The sequence below is a fragment of the Paenibacillus sp. JNUCC 34 genome (assembly GCF_058269055.1).
Genome location: NZ_CM177770.1, coordinates 1,587,792 through 1,603,368 on the forward strand (window position 1 = coordinate 1,587,792; position 15,577 = coordinate 1,603,368).

At 39.6% G+C, this 15,577-nt stretch carries 20 protein-coding genes and 1 tRNA gene; 16 read left to right on the top strand and 5 right to left on the bottom strand.

Annotated elements, in window-relative coordinates; all coding sequences use genetic code 11:
* Position 1 precedes the first annotated feature (1 nt).
* The 5 genes from AC2TF5_RS07230 to AC2TF5_RS07250 all read left to right on the top strand — a co-directional run bounded on the left by AC2TF5_RS07230 (position 2) and on the right by AC2TF5_RS07250 (position 4,191).
* Positions 2-814 (top strand): carbohydrate ABC transporter permease, encoded by an 813-nt coding sequence (locus tag AC2TF5_RS07230; RefSeq protein WP_491301510.1) that lies wholly within the window; start codon positions 2-4, stop codon positions 812-814.
* A gap of 37 nt (positions 815-851) precedes the next feature.
* Positions 852-1,646: an HAD-IIA family hydrolase gene (locus AC2TF5_RS07235; protein WP_491301511.1), complete on the top strand. Its 795-nt coding sequence runs from the start codon at positions 852-854 to the stop codon at positions 1,644-1,646.
* A gap of 85 nt (positions 1,647-1,731) precedes the next feature.
* Positions 1,732-2,349: a glycerol-3-phosphate responsive antiterminator gene (locus AC2TF5_RS07240; RefSeq protein ID WP_208918413.1), complete on the top strand. Its 618-nt coding sequence runs from the start codon at positions 1,732-1,734 to the stop codon at positions 2,347-2,349.
* Positions 2,350-2,393: 44 nt separating this feature from the next.
* Positions 2,394-3,113 (top strand): MgtC/SapB family protein, encoded by a 720-nt coding sequence (locus AC2TF5_RS07245; protein ID WP_491301512.1) that lies wholly within the window; start codon positions 2,394-2,396, stop codon positions 3,111-3,113.
* A gap of 106 nt (positions 3,114-3,219) precedes the next feature.
* A complete protein-coding gene (locus AC2TF5_RS07250) occupies positions 3,220-4,191 on the top strand; it encodes a stalk domain-containing protein (protein WP_491301513.1) in 972 nt (323 codons plus the stop codon).
* Between the two features lie 114 nt (positions 4,192-4,305).
* On the opposite strand, the gene AC2TF5_RS07255 is transcribed toward AC2TF5_RS07250, so the two are convergent.
* The 3 genes from AC2TF5_RS07255 to AC2TF5_RS07265 all read right to left on the bottom strand — a co-directional run bounded on the left by AC2TF5_RS07255 (position 4,306) and on the right by AC2TF5_RS07265 (position 6,581).
* Entirely contained in the window at positions 4,306-5,217 is a 912-nt protein-coding gene (locus AC2TF5_RS07255; RefSeq protein ID WP_491301514.1) for a DUF4179 domain-containing protein, read from the bottom strand.
* Positions 5,218-5,230: 13 nt separating this feature from the next.
* Entirely contained in the window at positions 5,231-5,749 is a 519-nt protein-coding gene (locus AC2TF5_RS07260) for a sigma-70 family RNA polymerase sigma factor (protein WP_491301515.1), read from the bottom strand.
* 76 nt (positions 5,750-5,825) lie between these two features.
* Positions 5,826-6,581, bottom strand: a complete 756-nt coding sequence (locus AC2TF5_RS07265; RefSeq protein WP_491301516.1) for a Gmad2 immunoglobulin-like domain-containing protein — start codon at positions 6,579-6,581, stop codon at positions 5,826-5,828.
* Between the two features lie 310 nt (positions 6,582-6,891).
* Between AC2TF5_RS07265 and AC2TF5_RS07270 the strand changes: the two genes are divergently transcribed.
* The 3 genes from AC2TF5_RS07270 to AC2TF5_RS07280 all read left to right on the top strand — a co-directional run bounded on the left by AC2TF5_RS07270 (position 6,892) and on the right by AC2TF5_RS07280 (position 9,275).
* Positions 6,892-6,975: transfer RNA gene (locus AC2TF5_RS07270), tRNA-Leu, on the top strand.
* 389 nt (positions 6,976-7,364) lie between these two features.
* Positions 7,365-7,901 carry a pyridoxamine 5'-phosphate oxidase family protein gene (locus tag AC2TF5_RS07275; protein WP_491301517.1) on the top strand — a complete coding sequence of 179 codons (537 nt, stop codon included), beginning with the start codon at positions 7,365-7,367 and terminating at the stop codon, positions 7,899-7,901.
* A 288-nt stretch (positions 7,902-8,189) separates the two neighbouring features.
* Positions 8,190-9,275: a helix-turn-helix transcriptional regulator gene (locus AC2TF5_RS07280; protein ID WP_491302832.1), complete on the top strand. Its 1,086-nt coding sequence runs from the start codon at positions 8,190-8,192 to the stop codon at positions 9,273-9,275.
* A gap of 121 nt (positions 9,276-9,396) precedes the next feature.
* On the opposite strand, the gene AC2TF5_RS07285 is transcribed toward AC2TF5_RS07280, so the two are convergent.
* Positions 9,397-9,981 carry an N-acetylmuramoyl-L-alanine amidase family protein gene (locus AC2TF5_RS07285; protein WP_491301518.1) on the bottom strand — a complete coding sequence of 195 codons (585 nt, stop codon included), beginning with the start codon at positions 9,979-9,981 and terminating at the stop codon, positions 9,397-9,399.
* 111 nt (positions 9,982-10,092) lie between these two features.
* On the opposite strand from AC2TF5_RS07285, the gene AC2TF5_RS07290 reads away from it, so the two are divergent.
* Positions 10,093-10,923: a hypothetical protein gene (locus AC2TF5_RS07290; protein ID WP_491301519.1), complete on the top strand. Its 831-nt coding sequence runs from the start codon at positions 10,093-10,095 to the stop codon at positions 10,921-10,923.
* A gap of 59 nt (positions 10,924-10,982) precedes the next feature.
* Here the strand turns inward: AC2TF5_RS07290 and AC2TF5_RS07295 are convergent, their stop codons facing one another.
* Positions 10,983-11,708 (bottom strand): hypothetical protein, encoded by a 726-nt coding sequence (locus AC2TF5_RS07295; RefSeq protein WP_491301520.1) that lies wholly within the window; start codon positions 11,706-11,708, stop codon positions 10,983-10,985.
* A gap of 426 nt (positions 11,709-12,134) precedes the next feature.
* On the opposite strand from AC2TF5_RS07295, the gene AC2TF5_RS07300 reads away from it, so the two are divergent.
* From AC2TF5_RS07300 to AC2TF5_RS07330, 7 genes are all read left to right on the top strand, one after another.
* The gene (locus AC2TF5_RS07300) at positions 12,135-12,782 is read left to right on the top strand and encodes a sigma-70 family RNA polymerase sigma factor (protein ID WP_491301521.1); all 648 of its coding nucleotides are present in this window, start codon (positions 12,135-12,137) and stop codon (positions 12,780-12,782) included.
* A complete protein-coding gene (locus AC2TF5_RS07305; RefSeq protein WP_491301522.1) occupies positions 12,779-12,940 on the top strand; it encodes a YvrJ family protein in 162 nt (53 codons plus the stop codon). The genes AC2TF5_RS07300 and AC2TF5_RS07305 overlap by 4 nt, the downstream gene beginning before the upstream one ends.
* Complete coding sequence (locus AC2TF5_RS07310) at positions 12,937-13,212, top strand: helix-turn-helix domain-containing protein (protein ID WP_491301523.1); 276 nt, start codon at positions 12,937-12,939, stop codon at positions 13,210-13,212. Before AC2TF5_RS07305 ends, AC2TF5_RS07310 begins: the two co-directional genes overlap by 4 nt.
* A gap of 16 nt (positions 13,213-13,228) precedes the next feature.
* The gene (locus tag AC2TF5_RS07315) at positions 13,229-13,654 is read left to right on the top strand and encodes a TlpA family protein disulfide reductase (protein ID WP_491301524.1); all 426 of its coding nucleotides are present in this window, start codon (positions 13,229-13,231) and stop codon (positions 13,652-13,654) included.
* Complete coding sequence (locus AC2TF5_RS07320) at positions 13,623-14,141, top strand: MauE/DoxX family redox-associated membrane protein (protein WP_241930148.1); 519 nt, start codon at positions 13,623-13,625, stop codon at positions 14,139-14,141. The genes AC2TF5_RS07315 and AC2TF5_RS07320 overlap by 32 nt, the downstream gene beginning before the upstream one ends.
* Positions 14,129-14,596, top strand: a complete 468-nt coding sequence (locus AC2TF5_RS07325) for a hypothetical protein (RefSeq protein ID WP_491301525.1) — start codon at positions 14,129-14,131, stop codon at positions 14,594-14,596. The genes AC2TF5_RS07320 and AC2TF5_RS07325 overlap by 13 nt, the downstream gene beginning before the upstream one ends.
* A gap of 214 nt (positions 14,597-14,810) precedes the next feature.
* Positions 14,811-15,527 carry a stalk domain-containing protein gene (locus AC2TF5_RS07330; protein ID WP_491301526.1) on the top strand — a complete coding sequence of 239 codons (717 nt, stop codon included), beginning with the start codon at positions 14,811-14,813 and terminating at the stop codon, positions 15,525-15,527.
* The last annotated feature ends 50 nt before the right edge of the window (positions 15,528-15,577 follow it).

The window sequence follows — 15,577 nt, forward strand, 5'->3', positions numbered from 1 at the left end:
CATGTACCGCGTAATTAACCGACTGCTTGTCATTATTCTGGCCATCATTTTCCTCGTTCCGTTGGTATGGACTGTAATTACTTCTTTCACACCTTCATCTGAAGTAATTACGCGTGCGAATCCATTTGCTATTAAAGATCCAACGTTTATGAACTATATTTCGGCTTGGGATACGATCCCATTTCTTCAATACTACTGGAATACGTTGGTCATCGTTCTAGGGATATTAGTCGTTCAGATGCTGACCGTTACGCTTGCCGCATATGCTTTTGCGCGTTTGAACTTTATTGGCAAGGGATTAATTTTTATCGTATTTCTCGTTCAGATCATGATTCCGCCAGATATTTTGATCTTTCCGAACTACGCGATTATGAAAGATCTGAATCTGATTGATACAAAACTTGCCATTATGCTACCTTACTGGGCTTCTTCATTCGGGGTGTTTCTGCTTCGGCAGACGTTTAAACAGATTCCGCTTGAACTGGATGAAGCGACAAAAGTGGATGGCTGCCGCTGGTGGCAAACGCTGTGGTATGTTTATCTGCCTTCGGCAAAGCCGACGTACATCGCCTTTGGGCTCATCTCGGTCAGTACGCACTGGAGCAATTTCATGTGGCCGCTGATCGTAACCAATACAGTGGAATCGCGTCCGCTTACCGTAGGGATTGCTATCTTTGCTCAATCTTTTGAAACGGGTGCTCAGTGGGGAACAGTTACTGCAGCTACGGTTCTTGTAATCCTTCCACTTCTAATAGCATTTTTCGTTTTCCAAAGACAGTTTGTTGAGAGTTTTATGCATTCAGGCCTTAAGTAGGGAATATAGTGGAAATTACATGCAGAGGAGAGATTAGATGGATCATTTTACAGGTTACATATTCGATTTGGACGGAACGATCTATCTTGGGAATCAAGCGATTGAAGGGGCAGTAGAAACCATTCAATATTTGCAATCGCTGGATAAGAAGCTGCTCTTCTTAACGAACAAGACCATCGAGTCCAGAGAAAATTATTTGAAGAAGCTGAACGGATTCGGCATTAAGATTGGTTTGAACAATATACTGAATCCTGCACTTGTTACGATTCATTATTTGCAAAAGAATCATAACGGAGGAAAAGTGTACGTCATTGGAGAAGAGATATTAAAGCATGAGTTCCGTGAGAACGGAATTGAACTTGCCACATGTCCTGAAGAAACCGATGTGGTGGTCGTCTCTTGGGATCGGGAGTTCCATTATAATCATCTGGATTTCGCCTACCAAGCGATTAAAAATGGTGCGAGTGTTATCGCCACCCACCCAGACCGGACCTGTCCAATGCCTGGCGGCGATGTGCCTGATTGCGGCGGGATGATAGGAGCTATTGAAGGAACGACCGGCATGGAAATCAATGTGGTCATGGGTAAACCTTCGGTGTTAACGGCACTGGCTGCCCTGGATATATTACAGGTCGATGCGAAGGATTGCCTGATGTCGGGAGATCGGCTGGAGACTGATATTTTGATGGGCAACAATGCTGGGATGAGTACCGCACTCGTTCTCACAGGTGTAACCCAGCAGGAGGATTTATCAGTTGTTCAAGTAAAGCCGACGTACGTACTGAATTCTGTCCATGATATTTACCGGAACAGCAGTTTGCAAAACGCGTAAATTTATTATCTGTTACATGTTACATAAAATATGTTGTTACAACAGGAGAACCGGAGAAGTTGTTTCAACAATGAGGTGAGCATAAATGAAAACTAATGTAAAAGCTAGCGTGAATGGTGCACAACGAATTGCTTATTGTCTGAAGCGTAAACCAATTATTACTTCATTAATGAATATAGATGAACTACCTTCTGTTCTCGAGACCGATTCCAATATCGTATTCATTCTGAAAACGGACATTTTTGTCATTGAATCGATTGTTGAACAAATTCGAGAAGCGGGTAAATTGTCTTTTGTTCATTTTGATCTTATTGACGGAATTGGAAAGGACAAAATGGGTGTGGCCTACTTGGCTGAAAAGGTTGGAATCGACGGTATTGTCACAACGAAAAATACAGCGATCGTTGAGGCGAAGAAGTTAGGGCTGCTTACAGTGCAGCGGCTGTTCGTGTTTGACTCGGTGTCACTGGATAACGGAATCAAAATGACAAAGGCATCTGATCCGGACGCAATTGAAGTATTGCCTGGCATGGTGTGTCAACGAATTATGGACAGAATTCGCATGGAAGTCGATGTGCCTGTTATCGCAGGCGGACTGATGATTGATCTGGAGGATTTTGATACGGCGCTGAAAAGCGGAGTCATTGGAATTTCAACTTCCAGTAAGGAGCTCTGGCGCTGGCAGGATGAGAATATGTCTTAGCAGCCTGCCTTCACAGTTCATTTGAAAGATGGGTGAGGGATTCAATGGTTATTATACAGCTAGATACAGAAACCTTGCTAATGCGCCTGTTGCTGGCTGCATTGCTTGGCGGTTTGATTGGTTGGGAACGTGAGCGGAGAAATAAGCAGGCTGGTTTAAAAACGCATCTGCTCGTGGCTGTAGGGTCTACACTAATTATGCTTACATCCATATACGGTTTTGATAATTCGTTGATTAATCATCCGAATGCCCGATTTGATCCGGCAAGACTGGCTGCCCAAGTAGTGAGCGGTATCGGTTTTCTGGGGGCGGGTGCGATACTGCGGCGTTCCAATCATATTATTTCAGGTCTCACGACTGCGGCTACGTTATGGGTCGCGGCAGCTATCGGTCTTAGTGTGGGGTCAGGTTTTTACTGGCCTGCGGTAATCACGACGGCTATTGTGTTATGCAGCACCCTGATATTAAACAAACTGGAGTCCAGATTTTTGTTCATCAAAAAATCAGGAAGTTTGCGTATTACGATTGAAGCGGGAGACCAGCCGGTTCAGGTCAGTAAGATTACATCACTTTTGCAGAAATCAAACATGTCGGTGGAGCAAATGATCGTAAATGATGATGGGGCTGAAGAAGACTCATCGAAAGTAACGATGGAATTTCGGGTATTTTCCTTTAATAGCAAAGGGATCGATACTTTATTTGAAAGATTGTGGCAGGTCGAAGGCATTAAGCAGGTCCGCATGAATTGGAGAGATAAAGAATAACAGAACTGTTGGAGAGCGCTTAAATAACATAGGTGATGGTACAAGGCACAAAGCTGTCGTGATCCACAAATGAATGTAAACGCTTTCTAAAAGAAAGGGTGATCAGATGTTGAAGAAGTTGCCCGGTGTGTTGGCAGGGGCCCTTGTGCTGTGCTTGACGATATCCGGAAACAGCAATGGTACGACAGCCGCTTTTGCGGCAGCTGATCCAAAGCCTGTAGACATGATCTCCATAAAAGTGAATGGTGCGCAGCAGTTAGGGGACGCATTCATTCGCAATGGCCGTGTAATGGTACCTCTGCGAACCGTCTCGGAAGCTTTGGGTGCCAAAGTGAAATGGAATGCATCAAAGAAAACGGCTTCAGCAGTAAAAGGTGAGCATAGCTTTGAACTTGCGGCCGGCCAGTTGAAAGCACTGCGTAATGGTAGCCCGATTGTGCTGGATACAGAGCCAGTTATGAAAGAGGGACATTTGTTCATTCCACTGCGATTCTCGGCAGAAGGTTTGGGTGGCACTGCAAAATGGAATAGTTCATTGAGAGAAGTTAATTTATATCCAGACCAGACTCCTGAACAAGCGAAGCAAGCGGTGAAAGAGTTGGCAAATCAGGTTGTTCAGTCTCTGAAGGATCAGGATTTTGAACAACTGGCTAAGCTGTCCCACTCGAAGGGAGTAACCTTCTCGCCATACGCATATGTTGACCGTACAAAGGACGTTACCCTCAGTAAAGAAAAACTATCTGAAGGTTTTGGGAATGATAAGTTGTATCCGTGGGGCAAGTTTGACGGCAGTGGTAAACCGATATCTATGAACTTTGAGAACTACTATAACAGGTTTGTTTACAGCCAAGACTTTGCTAAGGCCCCTTACGTTGGGTATAACGGATCGAAGAGTCAAGGGAACACGATTAATAATGCGAGCAAAGTCTATCCTGGAGCGGTGTTCGTTGAATATTACTTTGATGGCATTAACCCTGAATACGGAGGGATAGATTGGCAGAGCCTTCGTCTTGTGTTCCAAAAAGAAGGCAGCAGCTGGGTATTGTCCGGCATTATACATGATGAATGGACCATTTGATAGACTGAAAAGAGAGGCTCTTATTGATCGATAAGGGCCTCTCTTTTTAATGTACACCCAACATGGGTGTCATCCTCAGGGTGAAATTCCCGAACGGTGGCTGTCTTATAGTCACTACTCAGGGGAGATCACCTTAGGAAGCTGTATAGGCTCCCTTTCTTCCACATACATCCGCTCTCCAATAACGCCTTGCTCTTCTAGCTGTTTTAACTTGGCTCTAGCCTCAGTTTCAGTCGCATAATACCCTGCTTCAACAAAAAAAGTACCTTCTCTATCCTTTAATATCCGAATGTTTTCCCATCCCAACAATGCTTCTTCAGCAGCACCTTGTGATTCGCCATATGGATGAGAAGCCGTCCGCAGCGAATATACAGGTTGACGTTGCATTTCCTTAGCGTCATCAGGTGTAATCGTTATGACTACCTGCGCCGGATCTGCGTATTCTTTTACATCATAGGTTATCGCTTTATTAAACGTCACATTGAATCGAATTAAAGAGTCGTCCAGCGTAATAATTTCGTAAACGTCTTGAATGTATTCGCTCTTCTTTAATGTTTCAAAGTCTTTAACTGCGGAAAATGCTCGCGCACCGCCCACCGAAAAGGTCATCGTATTCGGATACTCCGTAAATTTGACATGAAATGCGTTTACCTTCTCCTGCATTTGGTTCTGCTTCGTAAAATTCAACGTAATCGTTTCGCTGCTGCCTTGCTGTCTTAGTGTGATAAAACTAACGTCCGTCGAATCCTGTATCGTACCGCCTTCGGCACTGCCTTTGTTGAATTGTAGTATTTTCACCAGCTTGCCAAGACCGGGTATGTCTTCTAGACTACTTGCAAAGGCCGGCATCGTGTTTACACTAATTACGAATAGCGCCAATACTGCAGCGACGCTTGCACTCATCTTCTTCATCCCACGGTTTCTTGTTATTGCACGTTTCCGCTGACTCTTTCCTCTTTCAATCGCCTGCTGCGTAACAGCAGCAAGCTCTGCTGGAATCTCAATATCATGATAGGTTTGTTTCAAACGACTAAGCTCCTTATCCAAGAAATTCACGCTCCCCAAGGTTTACTTTTAATTTCTCTAACCCACGGTATATGATGGACTTTACCGAGCTAATAGGCGTATTCAGCACCTCTGCAACTTCCTTGATCGTCAAATCTTCAAAGTACCGTAGCATAAGTACCGTTTTTGATTTTTCATCAAGCTGTTCCAATGCCTCGAGCAAATCTAGCACATCGTCTCTTTCCGCCTGCGTGTAGCTGCCTTCGTGCTCCTTATCCATATACACAACTTTTTTAGATTTGCGAATATAGTCTAGTGCGCAGTTTACAGCAATCCTCGTCAGCCAAGTGTTAAAATATTGCGGCTGCTTTAACTTGTGTACTGAGATAAAGGCACGATATACAGCCTCTTGTACAATTTCCAGCGCATCTTCTTTATTTCGTACATATGTGTACGCCATCCGGTATACACTTTCTCTTCTCTGTTCTATAAGTAAGGTAAAACTGTCCTCGTCACCGGCAATCGCTCTTTTTGCTAGTTCGGTTTGATTCACGCGGTTACACACCCTCCTTCTGAATGTATGTGTTTATGACAAACCCGCAGTGCATAGGCACTGCGGGAATATGTCATTACTTCACAGGCATAACCACTTTATTGGTGATCTTTCCAGTAGCTTGATCTACTTCGAACAATTCAACTGTGAGCGGCTTGTCACCGGACAATTTGCTGACAGGGATTGAAATCTTTTGGGTAAATGTTCCCCACTCCGGGCCACCTTTGGATGCTGTTCCGAAGCCTTTTGCTACAATCTTACTACCTTGCTTGACCGCATATTGATAAGTTCCTTCAAATAAGCTTGCTTCGCCTTTTACAGTGTAAACGACAGCTGACGATGTTACTTTTGTATTACGAAACACCTGATTTTGTTTTGCTTCGCCGATCTTATTCATAGGAACTGTAAGTTTGTTTACGCTAGCGCCAGTAGCTTGATCTATTACAAACAGTTCAAGTGTCATCGGCTTGTCATCGAAAAGCTTGCTTTTTGGAATGGAGATGTATTGTGAGAATGTTCCCCACTCTGGACCACCTTTGGATGCTGTTCCGAAGCCTTTTGCTACAATTTTATTACCTTGCTTGACCGCATATTGATAAGTTCCTTCAAATAAACTTGCTTCACCTTTCACCATAAATGTGACAGCCGACTCCATTACTTTAATGTTACGGAACATTTTTTGTTGCTGTTTATCAGTTGCTTTTTTAACTTGCTGCTGTGTAACGGACTTTGGTTGTGTTTGATCTGCCAAAGTCGTATTCATAAAACCCGCAAAAGCGGAACCTGTCAAAATAGTTGCTGTTAAGAGTGCGATTGTTTTGTTTTTCAGCATTTTATATATTCTCCTTTACGTTGCTTATCGCCTAAATTGTTTTTTTATTTTGTAGCTTCATGATGTTTACATAGGTTAGACGCAGAGAGATATCAAAAGGACGCAAAAGGTTAAGGAAATATTATCTTATAAAAACTACTATAAAAACAATAAATAAGGAATTAGGAAGGTATTCGAAAAAAACTCTTGCAATTTTTAAATGAACGGAATATACTCTTAATTACGGTAATTGAAACATACTCATAAACAAGAGAGTGTTTTTAATTCCGGAATCAAATCTTCATCATATTTATGAGGAAGATACATACTTGCGGTCGTGGCGGAATTGGCAGACGCGCACGGTTCAGGTCCGTGTGGGCTAACCCCCGTGGAGGTTCGAGTCCTCTCGACCGCATCACCTTAAAAACCAAAAGGGTCTATAAATTACTAATAAGTAATTTATAGGCCCTTTTTTATGTGGTCAGGATTAGCAATGCACTGCTCATCACTTGCGCCGAAAAAATCTTCGAACTGTAATCAAGATGAGCATAAATGTTCGCGGTATTGGAATAATGTTATGCCCCAGCCACTCCTGAATTTCCTTCAAGCTGACCACCTATACCCCGGCTTGATTCGCTCTCCCAGCTTATTGACGTAAATGTAGTCCTGAAATTGGTTGCTATAAGAGCTCTTGCTTAATGTCAGATATGGATTGCCATAATTCTGTGATTATGGACTTTTATATTCATTCCAATGGCTGATAAACTTACATAATAATACTTCAATACAAGAGGAGCGATAACAATGGATGGAGTGCGTTACAAGATAAGAGAAGTGTTGGACAAGAGCAAGATTGAGACATTTCTGCAGCAAGCTCGAATAGGACATCTTGGAATGGTCGATGGTCATCTGCCGTATGTTGTTCCGCTCAATTTTGTTTGGACAAATGGGAAGCTTTATTTCCATGGAACCACCGGTGGGAGAAGGAATCAGGTTATGGGTGCTAATCCGGAGGTCTGTTTTACGGTTTGTGAAGAATATGGAACTATTACTGATCCGGTGCCAGCCAAGACAGACACAGCGTATATGAGTGTAATGATTTTTGGCAAGGCACAGCCCATCGTCGATCTGGATGAAGCTACACACATGTTGCAAGAAATGATATATAAGTATGTTCCTGATTACTATAAACGGCCGTTACCCCAGCAGCACGTAGACAAATACCGGTCAGCAATATTCGGTGGTCCGGTTCAGGTGTACCGAATAGATCCACATCATATCACTGCGAAAGAAAATCCGATTGAAGAAGAAAAAATGTTCAAACCTGGAAAAACCGTGTAAGATGTTTTTATTTATACAAATGAGTATCGTATTCCAAAAGGTATATCTGTTTCATGATACCATACTAAACAATATCCGCTTCGGAAAGCCGGATGCCACCTTAGGTTTGATTTCATCGCCCTTCAATTGGCCTGTTAGGCTAGATGAAGGGCGATTTTCATGAGGTTTAGTACAGAGGTGGATAATAGGGAACTAGGCGGTATTCTCATCACTTGGGCCGAATATTACACAACTTATATCAAAACTTTTATTTCCTTTTCATTTATCATTAATGTAAGGGCAAAGGGGGTGAACAATATGATGCAGGAGATGATAGATTGGATTGAAGACCATCTTTTTGATGATTTTTCTTTAATGAACTTAGGGAATGATATGGGCTATTCACCTTTTTACTGTTCTTTCAAGTTTCATCGAATGGCAGGAATCACGATCAAGAAATATATAGCACTTAGAAAAATATATCTATCTTCTATTGAACTTAAACAAACAAATCAAAAAACGATTGATCTTGCGTTTAAATATGGTTATTCATCTCAAGAAGCTTTTACAAGAACTTTTAAACATACATTTGGTATCAGTCCGAATGCCTTTAGAAAAAATCCGCAGCCACTGCAATCCTATGTGAAACTTAATATGAATGGTATAAAGGAGGGTTTTAGGTTGGATATTTCACAGAAATTAAAAATTGAAACTTTACAGAGTAAAATCGCTAGTCAGTATGATCAGGATATATTGAATATTTTAAATGGACAAATGATGTATGAAGAGTTTTATACACAGCAGCTAATGGGGAAAAGCGACTACGTTCCTTTTAATGAAGCCATGTGTTCTAATGATACCTGTCCTACAATATTCAGTGACGAATTTAATAAAATAAGAGCGTCAGGACATCAAGTATCTTTAACAGAATACGAGAAAATTACCATTGACACTTTAAAGCCTTTATTTGAAAAACAATACAAATGTATTGTTTTATGGTTTGGTGATGACATGTTTTGTCAGATGAATTTACTTACAGTACTAGCATATTTGGATCAAATGGGGTATAAAGGAAAAGTATACTATCATATGGTAAAGGAAACGACTTATGATGTGGAAGAAACTGAAATACGATCAGAAGGTTATAAAGAAATTTATGAGCAGGTTTTGATTCAACATCGTATTCCTGATGTTCAACTAATGCCCGTCATGTATCAGGGAATAAAACTTTATTTGGACTATTTAAAGGAAGATAACGAAATTACAGCTTATATAAAAAAACATCTAGATAAGTCTCAGGATGACTTGCTGAAACATTTATTTCATCTTTTCCCGCAATACGGTCTGGGAGATGCTCAATATGTAAGAATCATTAAAACTATTGGAGAAGCATAATATTTTTATATTCCATGGAAAGGGGCTTATCCTGTTCAATTTTGAACGGGAATTAAGCCCCTGAGCCATCTTTATTGTTATGAGTTGAAGTGTCTTTGCTTAATCAATGACGTTCGAGTGTTTAAAAGTGATCTTGCAGGCCTTTTACAATTCCTGCTGCAAAATCAAGAGATGCTTCATACATAGGTTGGTCATCAAGCACTTTCATAGCGGCTGAATTCGAAATGAATTCAACTTCAACCAGTGCCCTTGGATAACTTTTGTTGGTTGGGTAACGAAGGACTCCTAAACTGCCAACTGCGGCTTTCGTGTCATCTTTTACTCCAATATTTTTCGTTCCGAGGTATTCAACGACTCTTTTCTGGAGCTTTTCTGCGAAAGCTTTGTCCCCGGATCTAGTTTGTGCATAGAAGGTTTCTGTGCCTTTAGCAGTAGTGCTGCCACTATTAAAATGGATACTGATCACAGCATCAACAGCGTTATCTTGACCTTTTTTCCATCGGTCATCTATTCCGACGGCAGTGTCGCTATTGCGAGTCATAATAACAGTTGCACCGGCACCTTCAATATACGACTTTGCTGATTGTGCAAACATAAGCGCCAAATCCTTCTCATACTTTGTTTTTCCGTTTACTGTACCGCTGGCACCACTATCACTTCCTCCATGACCTGCATCAATAAGAATCTTTTTTCCTGATAAACCCATTTTTCTCATCCTTTCGCTTTGATTATTTTTTGAATCTATTAATGTACAGTGTGTTATCTATCTAGAAAAACAACCTGTTTTAATCATTTAGTTGAATAAAGGAGGGACAGTATGAATAAAGTTTTATTGCTGATGTTCATGAGTTTATTTATTATTGCGGGTTGCAATAGCAACAGCGATAACAAAGCAATTGTTGAGCTGGATAAGCAATCTATGCTCATTTCTGGCTTGGATTTCACGATCTCAGGCCAAGTACAAGGGCTAAAGCAAAATTACTTTTTTTATAAAGTAGAAGATGGGCATGGATTTTTGTCTGAGGGAAAGATTGATGTGCAGAAGAATGGAACTTTTAAAACGAGCCTTACAATAAAATCGCCCACGAATGAATATGGAGAGCTTACATTCTATTCGGATGCAAATGGCAATGGGGTATTTGATGTTGAGCTTGATACTGAGCAACGTTTAGCTTCCTACGAACTTACATTTCATAAATCTATTGTAATTCCGCTTTCGAAAAACAAAGAAATGAATGAAAGCCAGAAGGAAGACACTGAAATAGTAACCACGCTCTACACTATAAATTTGAATGATTATACAAATAGAACTGTAAGCGAAATTCCATTCTATTCTTTAGGTAAGATTGAATACATTACAGAAAAGACGGTTAAATCCTTTCAGGAAGGTCATCATCCCTGGTTAGGACATGCCGAAACATTTATTAGTATCAAAGCCTCCAATTTAGTTCCCCCAGCCTATAAAAAAGATGATGAGATAAAAAAAGAGTTCATTCAAATAAAAAAACAAACAGATAATCATGCTGTAGCAACAATCAAGTATGATGATAACTTTTTTTACGAAGTGACGGCAGAATCATCAGAGATGACGGGAGGTATTTTCTTTATAACAAATATCGAACTTCACACGTATATAAAAGAAAAATAGGAGGGGGGCTCCTCCTATTTCAATGCGGTCTGACTTCTCTGGGGTACGTCAATAGACGTTTATGCCCACCGCCACAAAGCATTATCGAGTGATCGAGTGTTGGCTGCACCAGTGACGCCCAAGTCGTCCATGATCAATTTGCTCAAATCAATGATTGCGCCATTCACTTTATATTTACAGTTCGATCCGCATATGTTTGAGCGATCTTTATCTTTATTGGTTTCGGCCCAGGGAACCGTACCCGTATTCCAATAAGGGTCTGCTGAACAAGTGCCGCAGGGAACCCAAGGCCCAACATCCTTTACCAGAGCTGTAGCCGATTTATTTGTACCTGTATTATGAACAATAACATTATCGCTGCAATGACCCGTCTGAGGCAAAGCAATATAACGGGAGGGTAAAGTTCCTGAACATGAGACCGTTGTATCATTAAATTCGGATGCTTTTCCCTTAAACCATACTCCGACCAGCTTGCTTGCCAGGTCGCCATTCGATGCCTTCACGGTAATTTTTCGAGAGCTGCCAGTTGTATAAACGGATGAAATATTAAGATTTGAAGACGTTCCTCGCCCTGCACTCATGTTAATTGTTCCAATTGTGAATGCAGTGTCGCTGGATGTTGAGTTTGCATAGACGGTCAGAGTGCTGTTGTAAGCAGTATCAATTGTTCCGTTAGAATTACGAGCAATGACGGATACGGTGAAATTTTGACGAGCAATGATGCTACCAGGATGAGTCCCCTCTGCTGTAGCTACTTTTGGAACGGTGAGTTCTAATATTGCCATGTTCCCCTACCTCCTTTTTTTGAAGAACGAAAAAATGTATTCAAGCCCCTGAGCCATTAAATCGCTCTTGTTCACTACATTGTTTGAACTCCCCCAAAAAACAACCAGTACTGCCATATTGATTTATTTGTAAAAAAAGCTTGTGATCGCAGAGGATGGATTTTCCTCTCCTCGGTCACAAGCTTTTTCATATCGTCTAATGGAATTCTAACAATTATATAATGAAATAAATTCCATTTTAGGATAACCTTAGTCTAAGAATGGTATAAGCACATAGACCTATATAATTCACCCTCGTTGTTTTTATTCACATAAAATGACCTTCAAAAAGACAAAATTTAAAATATTTGGATTGTTGGTTGTTTTTTAATGAACTTCCAGCAATGTAAATATATAGATAGTCTGAATTTGAGAGGGGGAGGTCACATGGCAGTATCATGGCCATCACTTAATCATTCAAATGTAGAGAGAATAACAGTATCGCCTCAAAAGTTTTTATTATTTTCCAATGATTTTATTGTCCAGCGGTTTTTTTCATATCCAGAACATTGTCTCCTTCTCAGTTTGTTCTTAAATGGTCAATCCCTGAAATACTGGAAGCAGCTAGAAAATGCATTTTGTGACTTTTATTTTGAAGTCAGGTTTACGAAATATTTGAGCTCTACGATAAAGTATGCTTTTATTGATTATCAAAGGAAAAGGGAGCGCAGAGAAGAACGAAATCCGGTAATTTTCGATATGGAATTGAATGAGGAAAATAATCAAAGTTTTGGCGAAAAATATTCAGCTCAAAGTATTGATGATGAAGTTTATGCAAGCCCGAACCCTGAGGACCTTCTTGATTCAATTTCAGATGAAAGCGTATTCAATTCCTTCTCTGATCTAACAATTACTCAGAAAAAAATTCTTACGTACACATACTCCATGAATTATTTAGATAAAGAAATTTCTAGAATATTATCTATATCTCCTCAAGCCGTATCCAAGTCTAGGAACACAGCTTTGGAAAAAATCAGAAGACGAATGTCTATTATTTACCCAGAGCTTTTTATAGAAGGGAGGAAAATAAAATGAATGGCTCAGAATGGTTAATAACGGCAATAAGCAACTTTGGTTTCCCCATTGTTATTACAGGATATTTACTCATACGATTTGAGAAAAAAATCGAACACCTTAATGATTCTATTCAAGCTCTGGCTCAGGTTATAAGAGATGGAGGTCGAAACAAATGATTGAGGCAGAGAAATATCTAATTGATCTGGTGAAAGAAGCACAAAGTGGAGATCAGAAAGCTTTATTGGCCATCATACATCGATTTTACCCTGCTATAAAAAAAGTAAAAAAGAAGATAAGTTCTCAAGAACAAGAGGATTTGGAACAAGAGCTATTGGAGAAAATAATTCGAGCAATTCTTTTGTACGATTTAAATATGGAAATAGACTTATCTCATTTCGAAGAGAGTATTAAAGCTTTTATGAATGAAACACATAAATCTACTATTTAATTTGGAGGGATAAAAAATGTCTAATCTTGAACATTCAATTCTTTCGGCCGGCAGCAACTATCCACTTGATTTGTTAGGACTTCCAACAGAATCAGAAAAGATTCGATTAGTTTGTGCAGTCTCTTTAAGTTGCGGTCATTGCCTCCAACTGATGCCAGAACTCAAAATGTTTAATGAGAGCAGCCACTTCGAGTTTCTTCTCATAACGAATGGTTCAGAAGAAGATAATGAGGTGGTTCGTGAGCAACTTGGCTATAATTTTCATCTTATTTCTTTTGCCGATAGACCATTTGTAGATATTGGTATAGGAGGAACTCCTCAAACGTATTTCATTGACACTCAAGGAAAAGTAATCAGCTACAAAGTTATTCGGCAAGTCAATGATCTTCTTGACTTATGGAAAGAAGGTGATGAAATTGCACGTAGTCGCTCATTATCTTGATATTTTTATAGCCAGTGTTTTTCTTTTCTCCTTTCTTTCAAAAGTAAACCTAATCACAGTGTTTAAATCCGAAATTTTCTCTTATAAAGTTTTACCTGTGTATTTGGTTGCATTAGCTGCTTATAGTGTGTTGATCCTTGAATTTGCAATTTTCATAGCTTATTCAATCAGTTATCCGTCTATTATAAAAGAATTCTTAGTGTTAGCTTTATTGGTTTTCTTCACTACATTTTTATGGATAAAGAAGAGAAGAACAGGTAGTTCCACTTGCGGATGTTTTGGTAAAGCTAAAGTATTGAATAATAATCCATTTCTTAGAAACTTCATTTTGATCAGTGTTGTAGTATTGAAGTGTTTCTTACCTTTTTATCATGCAACCGTCATAGAGTCCATATACACGGTTTTAGGTATTTCCATAATTATGCTGCTAATTAATATCTCCTTATTCTTTGGAGATAAAAAGGAGTGGGCACATTGGAAGCAGTAGGCGCAATACTATATTTGTCAATTATTCTTCTTATTTTAGGCTATATTAAATTCCGAATAGATAAGGCAATAGCTCTATCAGACTATTCGATATTAAAAGCAGTCATTGAACATAATCATTCATTGCGAATTAATACAGAACATTCTATTAACATTGTTTTTCTAGATACAAAATCGGATTTGTTCAGTGAAATTGATGCCCAGATTACAAATGCAAACGATCGATTTATTATTGTTTTACGTTCACCTGAATGGTTATTTAAGTTAAAGAGCAACATTTGGAAACAGCACAGTGTGATAGACGGAAAGAATTTCTTTTTAACTACGGCAAATGAGGGGCTTGTACACTACAAAAAGTCAGGAAAAGTATTTTTTTATTCGAAACCCCTTGAATTTCTTGACTATCAAAATGCAAAAACTAGGTTTCTCTCTCGATTAAAAATTAGTGGTAAATGAACCAGCAGAATACGGGTATTGTTTGCAATAAAAATCACCGCTCACTTTCCTTGACGGAAATAGAGCGGTGATTTTTATGTAGATACAGGTGTTGTTTCGATCTTGCGATAATATCAGGTAATTATGTATAAATATGGTTGACACTTGAATATTAGTGCAATATATTACATGTGTATTATCTTGAGGGCGAATTTTAAGTCAGGGGGAGATTTTAATGAAAAAAATGGGATTGTTCATTACTGCTGCTTTGCTTATCCTTGGAGCTGTTAATGTTGCATATGCTTCGGACGTAGTGACTATCTTGATTCATGGAAAGAAAATCAGTTCGGAAGCCGTAAAAATTGAAAATGGAACGACATTAGTGCCATTGCGTGTAATTGCAGAAGGCTTGAATCAACATGTATATTGGGACCAGAAAACAAAGACAGTAACCATTGATGAAAAAAAGAAGTCTTCCTCAATTACTGGGATCGTTGTTCAAAGAGATCAGGACATTTTTGTAACTGATCACCCAGAAAGTTCGAGTACAGGGCAAGAGGCTAATCGGGCGATAATGTATAACTTAACAACATTGTATAATGAAGTATACAGAGGACTTTTGACCACAGATGTGGAAAGCGACATTCGTGTAACAACAGCAGATGAATTGGAATTTATTAGATATAGTGAAGCCACCCAGGAAGGGAGCGTTTCATCTAGCTATACTTATGTAAGACTAAATAAGCCATCTTATGAGCCTCAAGTTGGTGAGAATGCTCCAGCGAGCAAAGATATTTTGTTCTATGTAGATGATAAAAAGCCTGAAGACCTTTTCTTAGCAGTTCAGAATCCAAAAAAGTTGAAAGAATGGAAAGTTTATAAAGTAAAGGGTTATGGGAGCTGGCTGCAAAAAGAGGTAGATATTTACGTATATGGTTCAAGGGGATTATAGCTTGACTCATATAATGCCTGTGACCGCGTGTTCTAGATGAGACACGCGTT

Coding starts and splice junctions, on each gene's coding strand:
- AC2TF5_RS07230 (WP_491301510.1), top strand. CDS start 2: ATGTACCGCGTAATTAACCGACTGCTTGTCATTATTCTGGCCATCATT.
- AC2TF5_RS07235 (WP_491301511.1), top strand. CDS start 852: ATGGATCATTTTACAGGTTACATATTCGATTTGGACGGAACGATCTAT.
- AC2TF5_RS07240 (WP_208918413.1), top strand. CDS start 1,732: ATGAAAACTAATGTAAAAGCTAGCGTGAATGGTGCACAACGAATTGCT.
- AC2TF5_RS07245 (WP_491301512.1), top strand. CDS start 2,394: ATGGTTATTATACAGCTAGATACAGAAACCTTGCTAATGCGCCTGTTG.
- AC2TF5_RS07250 (WP_491301513.1), top strand. CDS start 3,220: ATGTTGAAGAAGTTGCCCGGTGTGTTGGCAGGGGCCCTTGTGCTGTGC.
- AC2TF5_RS07265 (WP_491301516.1), bottom strand. CDS start 6,581: ATGCTGAAAAACAAAACAATCGCACTCTTAACAGCAACTATTTTGACA.
- AC2TF5_RS07275 (WP_491301517.1), top strand. CDS start 7,365: ATGGATGGAGTGCGTTACAAGATAAGAGAAGTGTTGGACAAGAGCAAG.
- AC2TF5_RS07285 (WP_491301518.1), bottom strand. CDS start 9,981: ATGGGTTTATCAGGAAAAAAGATTCTTATTGATGCAGGTCATGGAGGA.
- AC2TF5_RS07290 (WP_491301519.1), top strand. CDS start 10,093: ATGAATAAAGTTTTATTGCTGATGTTCATGAGTTTATTTATTATTGCG.
- AC2TF5_RS07295 (WP_491301520.1), bottom strand. CDS start 11,708: ATGGCAATATTAGAACTCACCGTTCCAAAAGTAGCTACAGCAGAGGGG.
- AC2TF5_RS07300 (WP_491301521.1), top strand. CDS start 12,135: ATGGCAGTATCATGGCCATCACTTAATCATTCAAATGTAGAGAGAATA.
- AC2TF5_RS07305 (WP_491301522.1), top strand. CDS start 12,779: ATGAATGGCTCAGAATGGTTAATAACGGCAATAAGCAACTTTGGTTTC.
- AC2TF5_RS07310 (WP_491301523.1), top strand. CDS start 12,937: ATGATTGAGGCAGAGAAATATCTAATTGATCTGGTGAAAGAAGCACAA.
- AC2TF5_RS07315 (WP_491301524.1), top strand. CDS start 13,229: ATGTCTAATCTTGAACATTCAATTCTTTCGGCCGGCAGCAACTATCCA.
- AC2TF5_RS07320 (WP_241930148.1), top strand. CDS start 13,623: ATGAAATTGCACGTAGTCGCTCATTATCTTGATATTTTTATAGCCAGT.
- AC2TF5_RS07330 (WP_491301526.1), top strand. CDS start 14,811: ATGAAAAAAATGGGATTGTTCATTACTGCTGCTTTGCTTATCCTTGGA.